The organism is Roseibium aggregatum, from assembly GCF_014692675.1.
In the GTDB taxonomy this organism is placed as follows: domain Bacteria; phylum Pseudomonadota; class Alphaproteobacteria; order Rhizobiales; family Stappiaceae; genus Roseibium; species Roseibium aggregatum_C.
This window is the reverse complement of record NZ_JABFCZ010000025.1, coordinates 88,978-107,374: the sequence shown is the minus strand read 5'-3', so window position 1 is coordinate 107,374 and position 18,397 is coordinate 88,978. Positions and strand designations below refer to the sequence as shown.

Below are 18,397 nucleotides of genomic sequence, written 5' to 3'. Positions count from 1 at the left end.
CGCCGGGGCGAGGTTTGCGGCACTTGCGGCGGGATCGGAGGGTGGCTCGGGTAGCGGCCGCCGGCGGTATCACTCATGACGCAGCTCCCTCGGTTTCGGACGTCCCGGCGAAGGCCCGGAATTCCTTGCGCGTTCCCTGGCTCGTATCGGTCAAAAGCGTCCCGATGACATTTATCGCCTGCACGATTGCCGACATGACGATCATCGCGCCGAAGATGGCGCGCGCGATGTAGTGCGGCCGGATTTCCGGCAGCACGTTGATCTGGGGAATGCCCATCGCCCAGTTCTGTCCCTGGAGGAAGCTGGCGAAGGTGAGGACCCAGAAAAAGCCGGTGAAGCCGATGAAGATCAGCCAGTACTGCCATTCCGCAAGCTGCCGGCTGTAGATGGGCCGGCCGAGATACTGCGGCACGAGATAGCTGATCACGCCCATGCCGACGAACGTGAAGGCGCCCAGGAGCGCCAGATGGGCATGGGCGACGATGAAATTGGTGAAATGGATCATCTGGTTGAAGACCGGGACCGCCATGAACGCGCCCTGGACGTTCACCAGGAAGTAGAAAATGAAGCCGGTGAGCAGGAAGCGCATCGGAATGTTGGTGAAGAACGACGACCAGTTACCGCGCATCGTCAGCCAGACGTTGGTCACGAAGGCAAAGACCGGGACCAGCAGCAGAATGCTGTTGACGGTCGCAAAGGTCTTCAGCCAGCCGGGTATGGGCGCCTGCAGCAGATGGTGATGGCCGACCCCGGTATAGAAGAATGCAATCCCCCAGAACGAGACCAGGGACAGCGTGTGGCTGTAAAGCGGCGTTCGGGTGATCTTGGGAATGAAATAATAGATCAGGGCGACCATCATCGGTGTCAGCCAGAGGCCGAAAAGATTATGGTTGCCCCACCAGTTCAACATGCCGTCGGCGAGCGGATCGGCAAGCGCGCCCGACGGGCCGCCAGCCCCCTCCACTCCGTTGCCGAGCATGGCGCCCGGCCGCCACATCACATTGTCGATGACGTAATCCGCTGCAAGCCAGAGCTGGCTTGCCACGAACCACCAGACCGTGACGTAAAGAGGCTTCACGCGACGGTGCATGACCGTCATGATCGTGTTGAAGATGTTCAACAACAGGGCCAGGACGAGAGCGACGTCCACGGGCCAGATGAGCTCGGTATATTCCCGCGCCTGGGTGTAGCCGAGGCCGAGCGCGACGATCCCGGCGGCGAAACTCAGGTTCCACAGCCATGCCGTCCAGATGCCGAGTTCCTCGCTCCACAGCGAGCGCAGCCCCAAAAGCCGCGGCAGTACGTAAAACCCGCCGCCGACATACATCATGGTCAGCCAGCCGAAGATCGCCGCATTGACGTGCATCGGGCGGATGCGACCGAACTCCAGAGGACCAATCCCTGCGAAGAGATTGGGCGTCAAGAGTTCGGTGGCCATCGTCAGGCCGTCTACAGTGAGAAAAATGATCCAGAAAAGCGAACTGTACAGCCATACTTTCGAAGCGCGATCGTCGTAGGCGAATTGCCCTGGCGCGATCGCATCGCCGGATGCCGGTCCACTGGCTGTGGTCTCTCCCATGGTTTTTCCTTCCCGGGTTGCCTTCGAGCCATTAGCGGATTGACCAACGGTCATCATCCCGCGTGTCACCTTCGGGCGCGGGACAATTCGATCGCTGCCAGGTTCACCCGGATCCGCCAGAATGACGCCCCGGGGCCAATGGCTGCCTGTCGATCTGCGGCGCTCTCTGACGCCAAAGACATTCAATCGGTCTTGCTTCCTCCGGATTGTTCTTGCCCGGCAGAAACGCGGGCTTCGAAAATCAACTCAAATCGAGAACCTGGATCGGACAGGCGCTGGACCTCCAGGTGATGCTGCTGCCCTCTGCACCGGCAGCATCACCGGGAGATTATTCGTGTCCGGTCGTTACCTGAATTTTCTCGAAATTCACTTCGACCGGCGCTGCATAACGTTTGCCGTTTTTCTTGTCGTGACGGGGAAAGTCAGGGGCTGCGATCCGGATGTTCAGGTCGTAAACTCCGTCGCCGTCCGGCAGCCTCAAATCCTTGCCGTAGTGGTAAAGTCCGGGATGCCAGAGAAAATCGGGCTTGAAGGACACGACATGCTTGCCGTCTTTCGACAAGGTGCATTCGATGTCGAGATAGGGAATGAACCGCTTGTCGGCGGCGTCCGCCACGGCAACTTCCATGTGGCAGTTCATGTCCGCGGGCGCGTCGACCCACTCAAGCTGTCCATCCTTCAGGTGATACATGCCTTCGGCGCGTTCCTGCGCGAAGGCCACGATATAGTCGCCGGCGCGGGTCTTGCCGCCTGCATCGGCCACTTTCGTCGCCATGTACTCCAGCGACGCGAGATAATCCCGCCCTTCCTCAGCCGCCATTTCGAGCTGGTTCTCATCGGCTTCATCGCTGGGCGTGGCGGGAGGATTGTGGGGAGAGGTTTCGGTTTTGAGGGACATGGGTTCACCTTCCTTTGTCCTGAAAACACGCGAGATGGTTAATGGTTCCAAAAAAATTTCGCATTCTTTCGGAAACCGGCGGACCGGACGTCTTGATCACGCGATATTCTTGATCACGCGATATTCCGGGGCGCAATCGATCCGACATCCGGGCACATCAGGAGCCGCTGTCGCCCTTCTGCTTGCTCCCGGTCGATGCCAGCTCCTCAAGTTCCTTTTCGGACATGGAGTCGTACATCTCCCTGGACGCTCCCTTCAGGTCGCTCTTGCTGGTTTCACCGCGCTTGGCGGATAGCGCCGCACCCGCGGCCTTTTGCTGGGCTTCGGATTTTGCCGGCATTTGTCTGCCTCCTCTTTCGGTATTCGGGCCTGTTTAACGCCCGCCTTGAATCGCAGTCTCCTTCTCTCAACGCTCGAAATTCCCGATTGTTCCGTCGAAGATTGCGGCCGCGTCCAGTGGCATTTCATTGAGGAAGGAACTTTCGGAACCCGGAGGCGTTCCGTCTTCGAACCTTGTCCGCCCAACGAACTGGAGATGCGCATGTTTCCCGACTGGTTTCACCTGCTGGCAATTGGCACGCTTTGCCTGGGCGCTTTATCCGCGCTGATCATTGCCGTCGATGTCAAAAGACATCCCCAGCACATGATGATCATGAACATTGTCTGGCCGGTCACCGCGCTCTTCGGCTCCGTTCCTTTGCTCTGGTTCTATTTCCGCTACGGGCGGCTTGCGACACATGAGGTCGCACACGCGGCCATGAAGCGTGGAGAGGAAATGCCGAGCAAGGTCGAAACGCCCTTTCCCGTCATCGTCGGCAAGGGCGCATTGCATTGCGGCAGCGGATGCATGATCGGCGATGTGATCGCGGAATGGCTGGCCTTCGCGGTGCCGGCGACAGCGCTTCTGTTCGGCTGGAAGACTGTGTTCGAGGACAAGATCTTCGCCGCATGGGGGCTCGATTTCGTCTTCGCCTTTGCGCTCGGTATCGTCTTTCAATATCTGGCGATCGTCCCGATGCGGAACCTTTCGATGAAGGAGGGGCTAATAGCGGCATTGAAGGCCGACACACTGTCCCTGGTCTCCTGGCAGGTCGGCATGTACGGCATGATGGCGCTGCTTCAATTCCTTGTTTTCCCGGCCGCTTTTGCTACGCGGGCAGACGTGAACACGCCTGAGTTCTGGTTTGCAATGCAGCTCGCCATGCTGGCCGGTCTCCTGACCAGCTATCCGGTCAACTGGTATCTGATTACGGTCGGGATCAAGGAAAGGATGTAGGTCCGGCGCGATACTGACATTCATCGTGCCGGCGGCAGGAGGAGACCGGACGCAGCCGGATGGCGGGCCTTCAATCATCCGGTCACGAAGTCGCCAAATGATGTGGTTTAATTCCCCGAAACCCTGATTCCGGGACCCTTGCATGTTTTTCTATCTTTCCAAGATCCTCTTTTTCCTGATCCGGCCGACAAATTTCCTGATCATCCTCATGGGGCTGGGCCTCCTGTTGAGACTGAGCCGGTGGCGGCGGACCGGCATGGCTGCAATCGCGTCCGCGTTTCTGGGTTTCGCGGTGCTCGGGTTTTCTCCTGCTGCCAATCTTCTGCTTGAGCCGCTCGAAGACCGTTTTCCCCGGCCGGACAGCCTTCCCAATGTCGACGGGATCATCGTTCTCGGCGGCGCCGTAGACACGATCACCTCCGGCGCGCGCGGCGTACCTGCGCTGACGACGTCGGCCGAACGGCTGACGACTGTTGCCGGCCTCGCCCGAAAGCTTCCCAGCGCGAAGATCATCCATACCGGCGGCCATGGCGTCCTTGTCGCCGGCCAGACGACGGAATCGGCGGTCGCCATCGGGCTCTTCACCGATTTCGGCATCGACCCGGCACGGATCGTCCTGGAGGACAAATCTCGGAACACGTGGGAGAACGCGGTCTTTACCCGGGAACTGGTCAAGCCCGAACCCGGCCAGACCTGGCTGCTCGTGACCTCCGCCTATCACATGCCGCGCGCCATCAGCGTGTTTCGCGAAGCCGGCTGGAGCGGCCTGACCGCCTGGCCGGTGGACTATCGCACGCGAGGGCCGGAAGGAAAATTTCTCGGCTTTGCCGGAGCTTCCGAAGGGCTGAAACGGTTCGATATCGCCTTCCGGGAATGGGTCGGGCTTGCGGCCTATTGGCTGACCGGACGCAGCAAGGCTTTCTTTCCTTCCCCCTGACGCGGCAAGCCCGGATTGCGGGCCCGGCTCATCGGCCTTGGCGGCTCCTATCTTCGCTGCTTTTCCTGCTGGGCCCTGCGCCGGGCCTGTCTGCCTCCCCGGTCCACGTGCTCACGCGTTTGCAGCTCCGTTTTCAGTTCGCCATAGGCTTGCTTCCAGATCTCCGTATCCTTGTAGGCGATCAGGCCCGAGGCCTTTACCGCGTCGTGCTCTTCTTCGTCCCAATCCGTATCCCCGCAGGTTTCATGCAGGCCGCGCAGGTCTTCGAGCCGCTTCAGCAAGGCCCGTGTCGGCATGTGCCGAAGCTCTTCCACAGCAACGGGAGGAACAGTGCGGAGGCTGCGCAAACCGGCGGTCATATCCTTCTACGTTCCCTGTTCCGGCTGGTTGCGCATCCAGTCGGCGAGCTTGGCCATGTTTTCGTAAAGAACGGCGCGGGCTTCGGCATCTCTGACCGTTTCCTCCAGTGCGCCGCGCATACACATCAGCCAGGCGTCCCGTTCCTGTTCGCCGATCGCGACATGCATGTGCCGCTGGCGCATCCGGGGATGGCCCTTCTCGGGCGTGTAGAGCCTCGGTCCGCCGGTCCACTCGGTGAGATACCGCTTCAGGTCGTTCCTCGTCGGGCCGAGATCGGCCGCATGCAGGGCGCGGATGCCCTTTGCCTCGGCCAGGGTATCCATGCGCTCGTAGAACAGATCCACCAGCCGGTCGATCGCCGCCGAACCGCCAATCCGTTCGAATAGAGTGTCTTTCTGCCCGGCGTCTTCCATGTCGTCTCCGCTGTTGCCCCGTCGAGTGCGTGCCGCTCCGGCCTGGCGGCTGCGCGGCAAATATAACCACCTGGAACGCATATTTCACAGCTTCTGATTTGGCTGGGTATTGGACCGGTACAAGTGCCTCGCATCGGTTCCCGTGCCATCTGGATCATGCTAGACAGAATCAATCCGATGGACGGGAGCCGTGAGGCTCATTGCTAGGAGTAATGAACGACAATGAGCCTGACGACGACGCTTCCCGACGGACGGACCGTGCACTGTGTGAATGCCTATGAGGTCGGCTACGGCTGGCACGAAGTCGTCTCCGACGACCTTACGGAACGCGGGCTGGACCTGCCTGCCGACGGCACCTATTTTGACGTCGGCGCCAATATCGGCCTGTTCTGCCTGCGGCTGCACGATCTCTGTCCGGAAGGGCGGATCTTTGCTTTTGAGCCGATGCCGGCCGCCTTCGAGGCCCTGAAGGACAATGCCGCTGCCATGGGCGACAAGGTCAAGGCCAACCGTCTCGCCCTCGGAGCGGCCCCCGGTCAGGCGAAATTCGACCACTATCCGGCGCTGTCCGCGCTCTCCACCGGCGATTCGGCGGTGGGCAAGACGCTCGCCGACGGGCTGAAGAACCTCCTTTTCGGCCAGGGCGGCGCGAGCGCGGATATCCGCGCGGTCATCGACAGCACCGGCACCTATGAACGGCTCGGCGACGAGGAGTTCATCGAGCACCTGTTTCAAAGCGAAGAGGTGACGGCAGATGTGGATACGCTCGACAATGTGGTGGAGCGTTTCGGCGTGGACACCATCGATCTTTTGAAGATCGACACGGAAGGACAGGAGCGCGCGGTGCTGGACGGCATCAGTCCGGCGCTTTGGCCGCGCATCCGGCAACTTTTGGTGGAGGTGCACCGGGGACCGGAAGAGCTGCAAACGATCCGCGCCGAGCTTGAGGAACACGGTTACAGCACCGTGGTTGAAGACCATCCCATGGCCCAGGGTGGCGCTCCGGTATTCCACATTTACGCCCATCGCCCGGAGTCGGCCAAATACCACAGGTTGTAATTCCACGTGTTTGCGGCGGCCCGAAAAAATATCTGGATTGAGTTGACTAGGCGTCAGGTACCGGGCTTGCGCAGCGGCCATGGGGTGGGCAATATCTGATCCGAAGTGGTCTGTAGTGACGGCGCATACGCGCGGCAGTGTGTCGTAAGCCGTTTTATTTTTCTCAATTCGGCTCCGGAGCGCCTCTATGCCCAGTACCCAGCAAGGAACCCAGGAATCCGCTCAAGCCGCAGGCGCTGCCCTGCCGCCGTCGTTCGATATCGACTGGTGGACGATGCTGACGGATCCGGAGTACCTGAAGAACCCCTATCCTGAGCTGAAGCGGATCCGGGATCTTGCGCCTATCCACTACGACGCGGCCTCCGGCATCTATTTTGTCATGGGCCACAAGGAATTCGCCGCGATGGCCAAGACGGAAGCGATGGGGCGCGACACGCTCTATTGGGCCAACGGCTGGAACAGCCCGGAAAACCGGAAGAACGACCCGGACACCTACGAGCTGTTCATCGACTTCCAGCCGCAGATGATCAACGCCAATCCGCCCGATCACCGGCGCATGCGTGGTGTCTACGACAGGGCGTTCCGCCCAAAGGACATGGCGCGCTATCTGCCGATGATCAGGCAAGAGTGCGACAAGCTTCTGGACCAGTTGCCGGTGGGCGAACCGTTCGACTTCATGGCCGCCTTCGGCAACCCGCTGCCGCATCGCATATCGCTCAAGCTGTTCGAAATTCCCGAGGACATGGAAGAAACGATTGCCGGCTGGATTTCCGACCTGAGCTGGCTCGGCAACATCGTCATGACGCCGGAGCAGAAGCGCAACGTCAAAAAGTCCAACCACGAATTCAAGGAATACGTACGCGGGCATCTGGACCGGCTGCGGAAAAATCCCGGCGACGGCCTGATCAGCCTGGCGCTGGCGGCCGCCGAGGACGGCACCATGGACGAGGAGGAAACCCTCAACAACGTGGTGATGCTGATTTCCGGCAGCAAGACGACGCTGACCCTTCTGGGCAACGGCCTTGTGACCCTTTTGAAGAACCCTGAAGAATTCGAAAAGCTCCGTGCCGACCGAAGCCTCATGCCCCGGGCGATCGAGGAAATGCTGCGGTATGAGCCGGGCAGCAGCATCATTCCGCGCGCCGGCGTTGAAGACTTCCAGCTGGGGGACGTCTGCATCCCCGCAGGTGCGCTCGCCATCGGTCTGGTCGGCTCGATCAACCGGGACCCGGCGCGGTTCGAGGACCCGGACAGGTTCGACATCACGCGCAAGCCGAACCATCACTCTTCTTTCGGCGGCGGCGCCCATATCTGTATCGGCAAGGCCCTGGCCCGCATGACGACCGAAGTGGCCTTCAACGCGCTGATGGACCGGTTCGACAAGATCGAGCAGGCCGGTGAAGCCGAGTGGTGGACGGACCGGAGCGATCAGCGGGGTCTCTGGTCCCTGCCCCTGAAGCTGACGGTGGCCTGAGGGAAAGCGGGCCATTGCCGGGTCCCCATGTCCCGGAACGGCCTGAAGTCCGGCACGCACAGGAGATCCTCCGTCATGCCAGATGCAGTCACGAAACGCGCGGGAACCGGCGAACTCAGCCCTGCGTCGCCGGTCGATTGGTGGGCGCTGTTCGCCGATCCGGACTTTCTGAAAAGCCCCTACAAGGAACTGAAGCGCATCCGGGACCTGGCGCCTGTCCATTACGATGCCGTTTCCGGCGTCTACTTCGCCCTCAGCCATGATGTATTCCGCCGCTTGGCAATGGCCCCGGAAATGGGCCGGGACACGAGGCTGTGGACCGCTGGCTGGAATAGCCCGAGAAACAGGGATGAGGATCCGCTGAGCTACGAGTTGTTCAGCGCGTTCCAGCCGCAGATGACCAATGCGAACCCGCCGGATCACCGCCGCATGCGGGATGTTTATGAAAAGGCTTTCCGGCAAACCGATCTCGAGGCCTATATGCCGATGATCGAGGCGGAATGCGGACGGCTCATCAATGGCTTGCCGACGGACGCACCGGTGGACTTCATGGAGGCGGTCGCCAATCCGCTGGCCCGCAGTATCGCGCGTATCGTCTTCCAGGTTCCGCCGGAGATGGAGGAACAGGTCGCCGAGTGGGTCGCAGCTTTGAGCCTGATCGGCAACATCATGATGTCGCCGGCGGAAAAGCAGAATGCGCTAACTGCGCTGCGCGCCTTCAAGGCCTACCTGCGCGAAAGGATTGCGTCCGGCATCGACAGGCCCGGAGAAGGCTTCGTCGGCCTGGCGCTTGCCGCATTCGCCGACCGCACCATGGACGAAGAGGAAAGCCTCAATAACCTGGTGACGCTGATGGCAGGGGGAACGGCGATCGCGACCCTCGTCGGCAACGGCTTGCTCACCCTCATTCGGCATCCCGCACAGTTCGAAAAGCTGCGCTCCGACCGGAGCCTGCTCCGGCCGGCCATAGAGGAAATGCTGCGTTTTGAGCCGGGCGGAAGTTTCATCATCCGCGTCGCGATCCGCGATTTTCAATGCGGGGGCATACTCATTTCAGCCGGTTCGCTGGCCGTCGGCCTTGTGGCGGCCACGAGCCGCGATCCGGAATGCTTTGCCGACCCCGACGTGTTCGACATCGCCCGGCAGCCCAATCCTCATATGGTTTTCGGTGTCGGTCCGCATATCTGTATCGGCAAGGCGCTGGTGCGCATGACCGCCGGCGCTGCTTTCACCGCCCTCATGAACCGGTTCGGCCGGATCGAGCTTGCGGGCGAGCCTGTCTGGTGGACGCATCGCAGCGATCAGCACGGACTTCACTCATTACCCTTGCGGCTGGGAAACGGGACATGAACACAGCGACATCGGCGGACATCGATTGGTGGACCATGCTCACCGATCCGGACTATCTCTCCAATCCGCATCCGCACTTGAAGCGGATCCGCGAGATAGCGCCGATCCATCTGGACCCGGCCTCGGGCATCTATTTCGTGCTCGGCCATGACGCGTTCAACGCCATGGTCCGCGCCTCGGAGATGGGGCGCGACACGCGGCTCTGGACCGACGGCTGGAGCCGGCCGGAGAGCAAGGACCGGGATCCACTGAGCTATGAACTGTTCAGCGAGTTCCAGCGCCAGATGGTCAACTCCAACCCGCCCGATCACCGCCGCATGCGCGATGTCTACGAGAAGGCGTTCCGCCCGGCCGAGATCCCGCCGCTGCTTCCGATGATCGAGCGCGAATGCGCGCAATTGCTCGATGCGCTGCCGGTCGGTGAACCGGTCGATTTCATGACCGGCTTCGCCAATCACCTGCCGCTGCGCGTCTCGCGGAACCTGTTCGACATTCCGCCGGAAATGGATGCCGAGATGGCCCGCTGGAACCAGGCGCTGATCAAGATCGGGGACATCATGATGACCCAGGATCAGAAGCAGGAGGCGCTGGATTCCTTACGCGCCTACAAGGCCTACCTGCGCGGCCATCTGGCGGATCGGCGGAATCATCCCGGAAACGGCTTTGTCGATGCGACGCTGGAAGCGCTGGACAACGGCACCATGGACGAGGACGAGACCCTGAACAACATGAAGGGTCTGATCTCGGGCAACGAGACGACGGTCAACGTCCTCGGCAACGGTCTGCTGTCGATGCTGCGCAATCCGGATCAGTTCGACAAGCTGCGCTCCGAGCCGGAGCACATGCGCACCGCCATCGAGGAGATGCTGCGCTTCGAGCCCAGCATCAACTTCATCCTCCGGGTGGCGATCGAGGATTTCCAGTACGGCGACATGGTCATTCCGGCCGGATCGCTGGCGCTCGGCCTGATCGGCGCGATCAACCGGGACCCGGCGCGGTTCGAAGACGCGGACGCATTCGACATTACCCGCAGGCCCAATGCCCAGTATATCTTCGGCGGCGGGCCGCATGTGTGTATCGGTGCGCCGCTGGCGCGTCTCGAAGTCCAGGCCGCCGTCACCGCTCTTCTGGACCGGTTTTCCCGGATCGAGCTTGCCGGCGAGCCCGTCTGGTGGACGGACCGCACCAATCAGCGCGGCCTGCAGTCCCTGCCCGTCCGGCTGATCCCATAGGGTGTCTTATCGACGAAGCGCCATCGCCTTGCGCACCCGTTCCTCGGCGATGGCGAGTGCGACGGTGCGCGGCAGGGTCTGCTCCGCTTCGGCGCGTTTCAGCACTTCCATGGTGTTGCCGTAGACCAGATCCCTGATCGACGACAGGGCGTCGCTTTGCGATCCGCCGCGATATTCGACGGCGGCACAGATCACCCCGCCCGCATTGGCGATAAAATCGGGAACCACATGCACGCCGCGGGCATGAAGATGTTCCTCGGTTCCCGCCGCCGCGGGGATATTGGCGCCCTGAAGGACCAGCCGCGCCTTGATCAGATCGACATTGTCCACGCGAATGACGTCCGGCCGCGCCGCCGGGATCATGATATCGCAATCGCAGGTGATCGGACCTTCAGGCCCGATGACGGTGCCGCCCACATAGGAGGAAACGCTCTTGCCTTCCGCCTTGATGGTCAGCAGGCGATCCACATCCAGCCCATTTGCGTTGTAAATCCCGCCATGGGAATCGGAGGCCGCGACGATGACAGCTCCGCGGTCAGACAGATAACGCGCGGCCCAGCGGCCGACGGCGCCGAAGCCCTGGACCGCCACCCGCGCACCTTCGACCTTGATCCCGAGCACTTCCTCGGCGGCCTGGGCGGCCGCGGCCAGCCCGAGACCGGTCGCACCGATCTGGTCGAGCGGGATGCCGCCGATCTCCCGGGGAAGGCCGACCGAACGGCCGATCTCGTCACGCATCCAGGCCATCACGGTCTCATTGGTACCCATGTCCGGTCCGACGATATAGCTCTCGATTTCGCCGATGGCCCTGGCGAAGGCACGCAGGAGATCCTCTTTGGCCTCCAACGGCATGTTCGGATCCTCGAGAACAATCGATTTGGCGCCACCATGAGGCAGGCCCGCCGAGGCGTTTTTCAGCGTCATGGCGCGGGCAAGGCGAAAACATTCCTGGGCCGTTGCATCGGGCGCCATCCGGCAGCCGCCGATTGCCGGTCCGGCGGCGGTGTTGTCGACCACCAGAAGTCCGCGCAGCCCTCGTTTCGGGTCCGTGATCTCGATGACTTTTTCCGGACCCAGGGTATCCGCGAATTCAAATCTGCCAGGCATTAAACTCCCTCCCGCTCAGCCTGGCTGTTCCAGGTCGTGCAATACCGCATTCAAAAATCTTGCCGCCTCGCCTCCGGTGACGGCGCGATGGTCGAAAGTCAGTGACAGGGGCAGACAGGAACGCGGCTCCGGGCCGTTTTCTCCCCAGGCCACTTTTTTGCTCACTCGGCCCGCGCCGAGGATCGCCACCTGCGGCGGCCGGATCACCAGCGACGCAAAGGCACCGCCCAGAGGGCCGAAATCGGACAGGCTGACCGTCGCCCCGAGCTGGTCCTGCCGGCCCAGCCTCTGCGCCCGCGCGGCCGCAATCAGGCGGTCCAGTTCGGCACGGATCTGCTGGGGGTTCTGCGCCCCGACATTCTTCAGGACCGGCACATAGAGGCCCGTCTCCGTGTCCACGGCGATACCGAGATTGACCTTCTCGTGCAGCATGCGGGCCATCGTGTCCTGATCGAACCAGGCGTTCAGGGCCGGCTCCGCCAAGACTGCGGCAGCCATGGCCCGGATCAGACGCACCAGCACATCCGCTTGCCCGCCGATCCACGAGGACACATCCGCCCAGTCCTGGACCGTTGCGGGCACGACGTGTGCTCCGGCTTCGGCCATGTTGCGCGCCATTGCCTTGCGCGATGATGAGAAAGGCTCCCACCCGGACCGCATTTCCGTTTCGGTCAGGGCCTCGACATCGCCGCGCGTAATGGTGCCGTCCGGCCCGGTTCCGGTGACCGTTTCCAGATCGATGCCCTTCTCACGCGCCAGCGCCCGGGCCGCCGGGGCTGCCTTGATATGTCCGGTTGCCTTTCTGACGGGAGCCTTCACCTCTCTGCTTTCGGCAGTTTCCGGCCCCTTGGGTTTGCTTCCCCCCAGATCTCCGACGATCTGGCCCTGATCGACACGCTGGTCGGTTTCCAGATCGACAAGCGGCGCACCGACGGCGATCTGCGCGCCGGTTTCGGCATTCAGGGCCTTCACGGTCCCGGACCAGGGGGACGGGATTTCGACCACCGCCTTATCGGTTTCGACGGACACCAGCGGCTGGCCTGAGACCACCCGGTCGCCAGGCGAAACATGCCATTCGACGATTTCGGCTTCGGTCAGACCCTCGCCGAGATCGGGCAGGTTGAACTGGATCACTGCCATGCCATGACCTCCCGAATTGCGGTACAAACGTCGTCCTTCGACGGCAGATAAAGCTGTTCCTGACGCGGCAGCGGCGGGATGATATCCGGCGGCGTCACCCGGCGGACGGGCGCGACCAGCCCATCGAGCGCCTCTTCGGCAACACGCGCCGCAATTTCCGCACCGAAACCTGCGGTCCTCGGCGCCTCATGCACGATCACGCAGCGCCCGGTCTTGCGGACGGACGCCATCAGCGTGGCCGCATCATAAGGTTTCAGGGTCGCCACATCGAGGACCTCGGCGTCGACGCCTTCCCCCGCCATCACTTCAGCGGCCTCCAGACAGTCACGGGTGACGGCGCCCCAGGAGATCACGCTGACGTCCTGGCCCTCGCGCAGGACAAACGCCTTGTCGAGCGGCAGGGCCTCACCGTCGAGCGCCACGTCTTCCTTGAAGGCGCGGTAGATCCGTTTCGGTTCGAAAAACACCACCGGGTCCGGATCGCGGATGGCCGACAGCAGCAGGCCGTAGGCGCGCTGAGGCGATGAGGGAATGACAACCCGCAGGCCGGGGATATGGGCGAAGATCGCCTCGATGCTCTCCGAATGATGCTCGGGCGCATGCACGCCGCCGCCGTAAGGCGCGCGCAACACCATCGGACATGTCAGCCTGCCCCTGGTGCGGTTGCGCAACCGGGCGGCGTGATTGGCCATCTGGTCCAGGGTCGCATGAATGAAGCCCTGGAACTGGATTTCTGCGACCGGTTTCATGCCCTGGGCCGCAAGGCCGACCGAAATTCCGGCGATGCCCGCTTCCGACAGGGGCGTATCCAGCACCCGGCCCGACCCGAAATGCTGCCACAGGCCGTCCGTTGCCCGGAACACGCCGCCGTCGATGCCGACATCCTCGCCGAGGACGACGACCGCCGGATCTTCCTCCAGGGCTTTTGAAAGGGCGGATCTGACCGCTTCGACAAGGGTGAGCTCGGCCATCTCAGCGCTCCGCCAGTTGGTCGCGCACGGCCTTCAGGTCCGTGGGCAGTTCGGCATAGGTGTAGTCGACAATGGCCGTGGCGGGCTGGGGGTCGATCTGGAGATAGGCGTCCGAGGCTGCCTTGACCGCGCCGTTGATCTCCTTGCGCAAGGCTTCTTCCTCGTCCCGGCTCCAGCCATGCGCCTCGGTCAGGAGCGTACGCAGACGCACGGTCGGTTCCTCGGGCCAATGGCTGCTGACTTCCGCATCTTCCCGGTAACGCGTGGCATCGTCGGAGGTGGTATGATCGGACAGGCGATAGGTCAGGCATTCGATCAGCGTCGCCCCCTCGCCTCTGCGGCCACGGTCGAGCGCGCGTTCGACCGCATCGCGCACCGCGATCACATCGCAGCCGTCGACCTGTTCGCCGGGAATGCCGGCGCCGATGGCCTTTTGCGCCAGGGTCTGTGCCGCCGTCTGCGCGGCCCGGGGCACCGAGATGGCCCACTGGTTGTTGTTGACCACAAAAACGGCGGGCACTTTCCAGACACCCGCCATATTCATCGCTTCGTGGAAATCGCCCCGCGATGTGGAGCCGTCACCACCGACAACGACCGAGCAACGGTCCTCATGCCTGAGGGAGAACGCCAGGCCGACGCCGACCCCGTGGCAATATTGGGTGCCGACCGGAACGCAGACCGGAAAGTCCTCCCTCGGTCCGGAAAAATCCGAGCCGCGTTCATCGCCGCCCCAGTAGAGAAACAGTTCCTCCATACGGACACCACGCCAGATCTGCGCGCCATGCTCGCGGAAGGAGGGCACCAGCACATCCTCGGGACGCATGGCCGCGGCAACGCCGATGGCAACCGCTTCCTGGCCGAGCGAGGAGGCGTAGGTGCCGAGCCGGCCGGTTCTCTGCAGCGCGATCGCCTCCGTATCGAAGGCGCGCGTTCTGAGCATGCCCTCATAGAGCCGGACCAGTTCGCTTCTGTCGGACGCAAAACCCGGCGCGGCATCCGCCAGCGTTCCGTCGGCGGACAGATAACGTTTGAATGGGATCCTGAATTCGGCCGCATCCACCGCAGCCTGCATTCTATCGTCAGACATACCGATCAATTCCCGTCCTAAGAGCGGCACTGTTACATCCTCCCACCGATGCAACCTGCTGCCATTGACGTCGATCAACGCGAAAACCGACAGTGTCATCATTCTGTATGGTGGCGGTGCTTGACCTTCCAGCGGGGGGAACCCCTACCTCTGTGACTGAGGCGGGCAGCCGAAATTGAAGACCGAACGAAATCAACGGGTATGACCCTAGCGTCTCGTTGTGGCCATTTTCGGGAAACAGAAACTATGAGGACAATCCGATGATGGGTTTCGGATTCGGCGGCATCTGGATGCTGCTTCTGATCGTTCTGGTCGTGCTGGCGGTTCTGGCACTGGTCAAAAACCTGAGCAAATAGAGGCTGAACATGAGCTACACCTACAACCGCATTCTTTCCGGCGTGAGTTTCGAGGACGCAGACAAGAGGGTCCGCGCAGCACTTGCCGATAAAGGCTTCGGCGTGCTGACGGAAATCGACGTCAAGGCGACCATGAAGAAGAAGCTCGACGTGGATATGGAGCACTACCTCATCCTCGGCGCGTGCAATCCGACGATGGCCCACAAGGCAATCGAAATGGAACCGCGAGTCGGCGCCATGCTGCCGTGCAATGTGATCCTGCGGGCGGTCGATGGCGGCGTGGAGGTCAGTGCGATCGATCCCGAAGCCTCCATGGCGGCGATCGACAATGCGCAACTCAAGGCCGTAGCGACCCAGGTCCGCGACATGCTCCAGCAGGCCGTGGACGCGGCCTGACGCTGCCAGTTCGAGCAACCAACGCGCGCAGAATGCCTGTCCTGCATATTCCGGTTTTTCGACTCGCATAGCTGTGCGAAAGTTTCGAAATCCCGTGGAAATGCAGGAGCGGCATGATGAGCGCGCAGGATCAGACACTTGGCCGCCGGATCAGGCGGCTTCCCGGACAATTGTTGCTCGCCCTCATCAATGCGACGGCGATCCTGGTGATTGTCGCCGCCGTCCTCGCGATCCTGGCGATCGACCGGTTCGAAACGGCGGGCGCGGACCTGGCCGCAGATCTGACCGTAAAGGCCGTCAGCCAACTCGGCATGACGCCGGAAGCCTTGAAAACGAAGCTCGCTTCTCTTGAAGAGAAGATGGAGACCATTCGGACCGACCTCGCCGAGGCAAAGCAGAATGACGATGGTCCGCTGCGGACACAGATCGCGGAGCTCAACGACACGCTGACGAACTTGAAAGCCGCCGTTGTCAAAATCGGCGATGCCCGCCCGGCGGTTGCCGAGGCCGCAATCAAACAGATCGGCGCAACCCTGACGGACATGCTGTTGCAACTCAGAAACTGCGGGGCATCGGGAACGGAAATGTCCGGCAGCTCTGCGGATTTGCAGGCGGGTTGACCGGCTGGGTTCCTGATCCCCCGATCGCCGGATGCTTCCTCAAATGAAAAAGCGGACAGCGAACCGTTTTGTCTTTTTGATGGCTTTTCTTCCGTCCGCCGGTTTGCTTTGCTGGCGCCTTGAAACGGATTCCGGCGGATGATTTCGCCGTAAAATCCGGTCGGGTCGGGAGGACTTAACTTGGCGAAAATCGCAATCGTGGGCTCGGGCTTTATCGGCCGGGCCTGGGCCATCAGCTTTGCGCGCGCGCAGCACGACGTGGTGCTCTGGGACAAGGAACCGCACCAGCCGGAAAAGGCGATCGCCTATATCGCCGATGTGCTGGAGGACCTTCAGGCCCATGACCTTCTGAACGGCCAGAAACCGGACGCCGTTCTGGCCCGCATCAGCGCCGAAGACGATCTGGCGAGGTGCCTTGAGGGCGGCGATTACGTTCAGGAAAACACGCCGGAACAGGTCGAGGTGAAGCGGGAGATCTTCACCCGCCTTGACGAGCTGGCGCCTCCTGACGCCATCCTGGCCAGTTCCACGTCGGCCCTCCTGCCGTCGACGTTTACCGCCCATCTCAAACACCGGGACCGGTGTCTCGTCGCCCATCCGATCAACCCGCCGTATCTGATCAAGGCGGTGGAAGTCGTCCCGGCGCCATGGACCTCGCCGGAGGCGATGGAGAAGACAAGGGCGATCATGCTCGGAGCCGGCCAGTCGCCGATCATGATGAAGCAGGAGATCGACGGCTTCATCATGAACCGCATGCAGGGCGCGCTCCTGGAAGAGGCCTTCCGGCTGGTGGCGAACGGCTATGCCAGCGCAGAGGACGTCGATATCGGCATCCGAGAGGGCCTTGCGGCCAGATGGGCGTTCATGGGCCCGTTCGAGACCATCGACCTGAATGCCCCGGCAGGTGTGCGGGACTACGCCACCCGTTATCAGGGCATGTTCGCGAACATGTTCGAGCAGATGAAATACCGCGTCGACTGGGCCGGACCGGTCCTCGACACGATCGAGGCCGAGCGGCGGGAACAGCTTCCCGCGGACAGCCTGGTCGACCGACAGAAATGGCGCGACCGCCGTCTGATGGCGCTCGCGGCCCACAAGCGCAAGGCTGAGGAGGAAATCGGCAAATGAGTACTGCAAAAGGGAACACTGGCAAGGGCAAGGTCATCATCACCTGCGCCATCACCGGGTCGATCCATACGCCGACCATGTCGCCCCACCTGCCGATTACACCTGACGAGATCGTGTCGGAGGCCTTGGCTGCTGCCGAAGCAGGCGCCGCGATTCTGCATCTGCATGCGCGCGACCCGGAAAGCGGCAAGCCGGACCAGAGCCCGGAAGGCTTCGCCCGCTTCCTGCCGCGCATCAAGCAGTCGTGCAACGCCGCGCTGAACATCACCACCGGCGGCAGCCCGTTCATGAAGGTGGAGGAGCGCGCCCTGCCGGCGGCGACCTTCAAGCCGGAAGTCGCCTCGCTCAACATGGGCTCGATGAACTTCGGCCTCTTCCACATGGCGGAGAAATACGAGACTTTCAAATACGACTGGGAAAAGCCCTATCTTGAAGGCTCGAAGGACCTGGTGTTCCGCAATTCGTTCAAGGACATCGAGTATATTCTTTCGACCTGCTACGAGAACGGGACGCGCTTCGAGTTCGAATGCTACGATATCTCGCACCTCTATAACCTGGCGCATTTCGTGGACCGCGGCCTGGTCAAGCCGCCGTTCTTCGTCCAGTCCGTGTTCGGCCTGCTCGGCGGCATCGGCACCCATCCGGAAGACGTCCAGCACATGAAGCGCACCGCCGACCGGCTGTTCGGCTCCGACTACCGCTGGTCTGTGCTGGGCGCCGGCTCCAGCCAGCTTCGGATCGCGGCCCAGGCGGCGGCCCTTGGCGGCAACATCCGCGTCGGGCTGGAGGACAGCCTCTGGGCCGGACGGGGAAAGCTCGCTGAATCCAATGCGGATCAGGTGAAGATGGCGAAGAAGATCATCGAGGGCCTCGGCCTCGAAGTCGCCACGCCGGACGAGGCACGCGAGATCCTGTCCCTGAAAGGCGGCGACAAGGTCGCATTTTAAAACGGCGCTTGAGTGGGAGAAGGGAGCACGGCCCTGCCTCATAAACAACCGTCACCCCGGCCTTGAG

19 protein-coding genes are annotated in these 18,397 nt (G+C 62.1%); 10 read left to right on the top strand and 9 right to left on the bottom strand.

What is annotated here, in order from left to right:
- Positions 1-73 precede the first annotated feature (73 nt).
- The 3 genes from HK439_RS21050 to HK439_RS21040 all read right to left on the bottom strand — a co-directional run bounded on the left by HK439_RS21050 (position 74) and on the right by HK439_RS21040 (position 2,817).
- Positions 74-1,579: a cbb3-type cytochrome c oxidase subunit I gene (locus tag HK439_RS21050; RefSeq protein ID WP_190293449.1), complete on the bottom strand. Its 1,506-nt coding sequence runs from the start codon at positions 1,577-1,579 to the stop codon at positions 74-76.
- A 328-nt stretch (positions 1,580-1,907) separates the two neighbouring features.
- A complete protein-coding gene (locus HK439_RS21045) occupies positions 1,908-2,477 on the bottom strand; it encodes an iron transporter (RefSeq protein WP_190293448.1) in 570 nt (189 codons plus the stop codon).
- A gap of 157 nt (positions 2,478-2,634) precedes the next feature.
- Positions 2,635-2,817, bottom strand: a complete 183-nt coding sequence (locus tag HK439_RS21040) for a DUF3008 family protein (RefSeq protein ID WP_190293447.1) — start codon at positions 2,815-2,817, stop codon at positions 2,635-2,637.
- A gap of 201 nt (positions 2,818-3,018) precedes the next feature.
- Between HK439_RS21040 and HK439_RS21035 the strand changes: the two genes are divergently transcribed.
- Both HK439_RS21035 and HK439_RS21030 read left to right on the top strand, forming a co-directional pair.
- Complete coding sequence (locus tag HK439_RS21035) at positions 3,019-3,753, top strand: DUF4396 domain-containing protein (RefSeq protein WP_190293446.1); 735 nt, start codon at positions 3,019-3,021, stop codon at positions 3,751-3,753.
- Positions 3,754-3,895: 142 nt separating this feature from the next.
- Positions 3,896-4,690: a YdcF family protein gene (locus tag HK439_RS21030; RefSeq protein ID WP_190293445.1), complete on the top strand. Its 795-nt coding sequence runs from the start codon at positions 3,896-3,898 to the stop codon at positions 4,688-4,690.
- Positions 4,691-4,737: 47 nt separating this feature from the next.
- On the opposite strand, the gene HK439_RS21025 is transcribed toward HK439_RS21030, so the two are convergent.
- Entirely contained in the window at positions 4,738-5,049 is a 312-nt protein-coding gene (locus HK439_RS21025; RefSeq protein WP_190293444.1) for a hypothetical protein, read from the bottom strand.
- Between the two features lie 6 nt (positions 5,050-5,055).
- Positions 5,056-5,463 carry a group II truncated hemoglobin gene (locus HK439_RS21020; protein ID WP_190293443.1) on the bottom strand — a complete coding sequence of 136 codons (408 nt, stop codon included), beginning with the start codon at positions 5,461-5,463 and terminating at the stop codon, positions 5,056-5,058.
- Between the two features lie 222 nt (positions 5,464-5,685).
- Between HK439_RS21020 and HK439_RS21015 the strand changes: the two genes are divergently transcribed.
- The 4 genes from HK439_RS21015 to HK439_RS21000 all read left to right on the top strand — a co-directional run bounded on the left by HK439_RS21015 (position 5,686) and on the right by HK439_RS21000 (position 10,578).
- Positions 5,686-6,522, top strand: a complete 837-nt coding sequence (locus HK439_RS21015) for an FkbM family methyltransferase (RefSeq protein ID WP_190293442.1) — start codon at positions 5,686-5,688, stop codon at positions 6,520-6,522.
- 187 nt (positions 6,523-6,709) lie between these two features.
- Complete coding sequence (locus HK439_RS21010) at positions 6,710-7,996, top strand: cytochrome P450 (RefSeq protein ID WP_190293441.1); 1,287 nt, start codon at positions 6,710-6,712, stop codon at positions 7,994-7,996.
- A 75-nt stretch (positions 7,997-8,071) separates the two neighbouring features.
- The gene (locus HK439_RS21005; protein ID WP_190293440.1) at positions 8,072-9,346 is read left to right on the top strand and encodes a cytochrome P450; all 1,275 of its coding nucleotides are present in this window, start codon (positions 8,072-8,074) and stop codon (positions 9,344-9,346) included.
- Entirely contained in the window at positions 9,343-10,578 is a 1,236-nt protein-coding gene (locus tag HK439_RS21000; RefSeq protein WP_190293439.1) for a cytochrome P450, read from the top strand. Before HK439_RS21005 ends, HK439_RS21000 begins: the two co-directional genes overlap by 4 nt.
- A 6-nt stretch (positions 10,579-10,584) precedes the next feature.
- Here the strand turns inward: HK439_RS21000 and HK439_RS20995 are convergent, their stop codons facing one another.
- Genes HK439_RS20995 through pdhA form a run of 4 tightly spaced genes read right to left on the bottom strand, consistent with a single transcriptional unit; the run spans position 10,585 to position 14,883 of the window.
- Entirely contained in the window at positions 10,585-11,685 is a 1,101-nt protein-coding gene (locus HK439_RS20995; protein ID WP_190293438.1) for a Glu/Leu/Phe/Val family dehydrogenase, read from the bottom strand.
- A gap of 15 nt (positions 11,686-11,700) precedes the next feature.
- Complete coding sequence (locus tag HK439_RS20990) at positions 11,701-12,825, bottom strand: dihydrolipoamide acetyltransferase family protein (protein WP_209011967.1); 1,125 nt, start codon at positions 12,823-12,825, stop codon at positions 11,701-11,703.
- Complete coding sequence (locus HK439_RS20985) at positions 12,816-13,796, bottom strand: alpha-ketoacid dehydrogenase subunit beta (protein ID WP_190293437.1); 981 nt, start codon at positions 13,794-13,796, stop codon at positions 12,816-12,818. The genes HK439_RS20990 and HK439_RS20985 overlap by 10 nt, the downstream gene beginning before the upstream one ends.
- Position 13,797: 1 nt before the next feature.
- Positions 13,798-14,883: a pyruvate dehydrogenase (acetyl-transferring) E1 component subunit alpha gene (pdhA, locus tag HK439_RS20980; protein ID WP_235988042.1), complete on the bottom strand. Its 1,086-nt coding sequence runs from the start codon at positions 14,881-14,883 to the stop codon at positions 13,798-13,800.
- Positions 14,884-15,248: 365 nt separating this feature from the next.
- Here pdhA and HK439_RS20975 point away from each other — a divergent pair, with 365 nt between their 5' ends.
- The 4 genes from HK439_RS20975 (at position 15,249) to HK439_RS20960 (ending at position 18,330) form a co-directional block, all read left to right on the top strand.
- Positions 15,249-15,635 (top strand): DUF302 domain-containing protein, encoded by a 387-nt coding sequence (locus tag HK439_RS20975; RefSeq protein WP_190293436.1) that lies wholly within the window; start codon positions 15,249-15,251, stop codon positions 15,633-15,635.
- A 116-nt stretch (positions 15,636-15,751) separates the two neighbouring features.
- Positions 15,752-16,255: a hypothetical protein gene (locus tag HK439_RS20970; protein WP_190293435.1), complete on the top strand. Its 504-nt coding sequence runs from the start codon at positions 15,752-15,754 to the stop codon at positions 16,253-16,255.
- A gap of 180 nt (positions 16,256-16,435) precedes the next feature.
- Entirely contained in the window at positions 16,436-17,383 is a 948-nt protein-coding gene (locus tag HK439_RS20965) for a 3-hydroxyacyl-CoA dehydrogenase (protein ID WP_190293434.1), read from the top strand.
- Entirely contained in the window at positions 17,380-18,330 is a 951-nt protein-coding gene (locus HK439_RS20960; RefSeq protein ID WP_190293433.1) for a 3-keto-5-aminohexanoate cleavage protein, read from the top strand. The genes HK439_RS20965 and HK439_RS20960 overlap by 4 nt, the downstream gene beginning before the upstream one ends.
- The last annotated feature ends 67 nt before the right edge of the window (positions 18,331-18,397 follow it).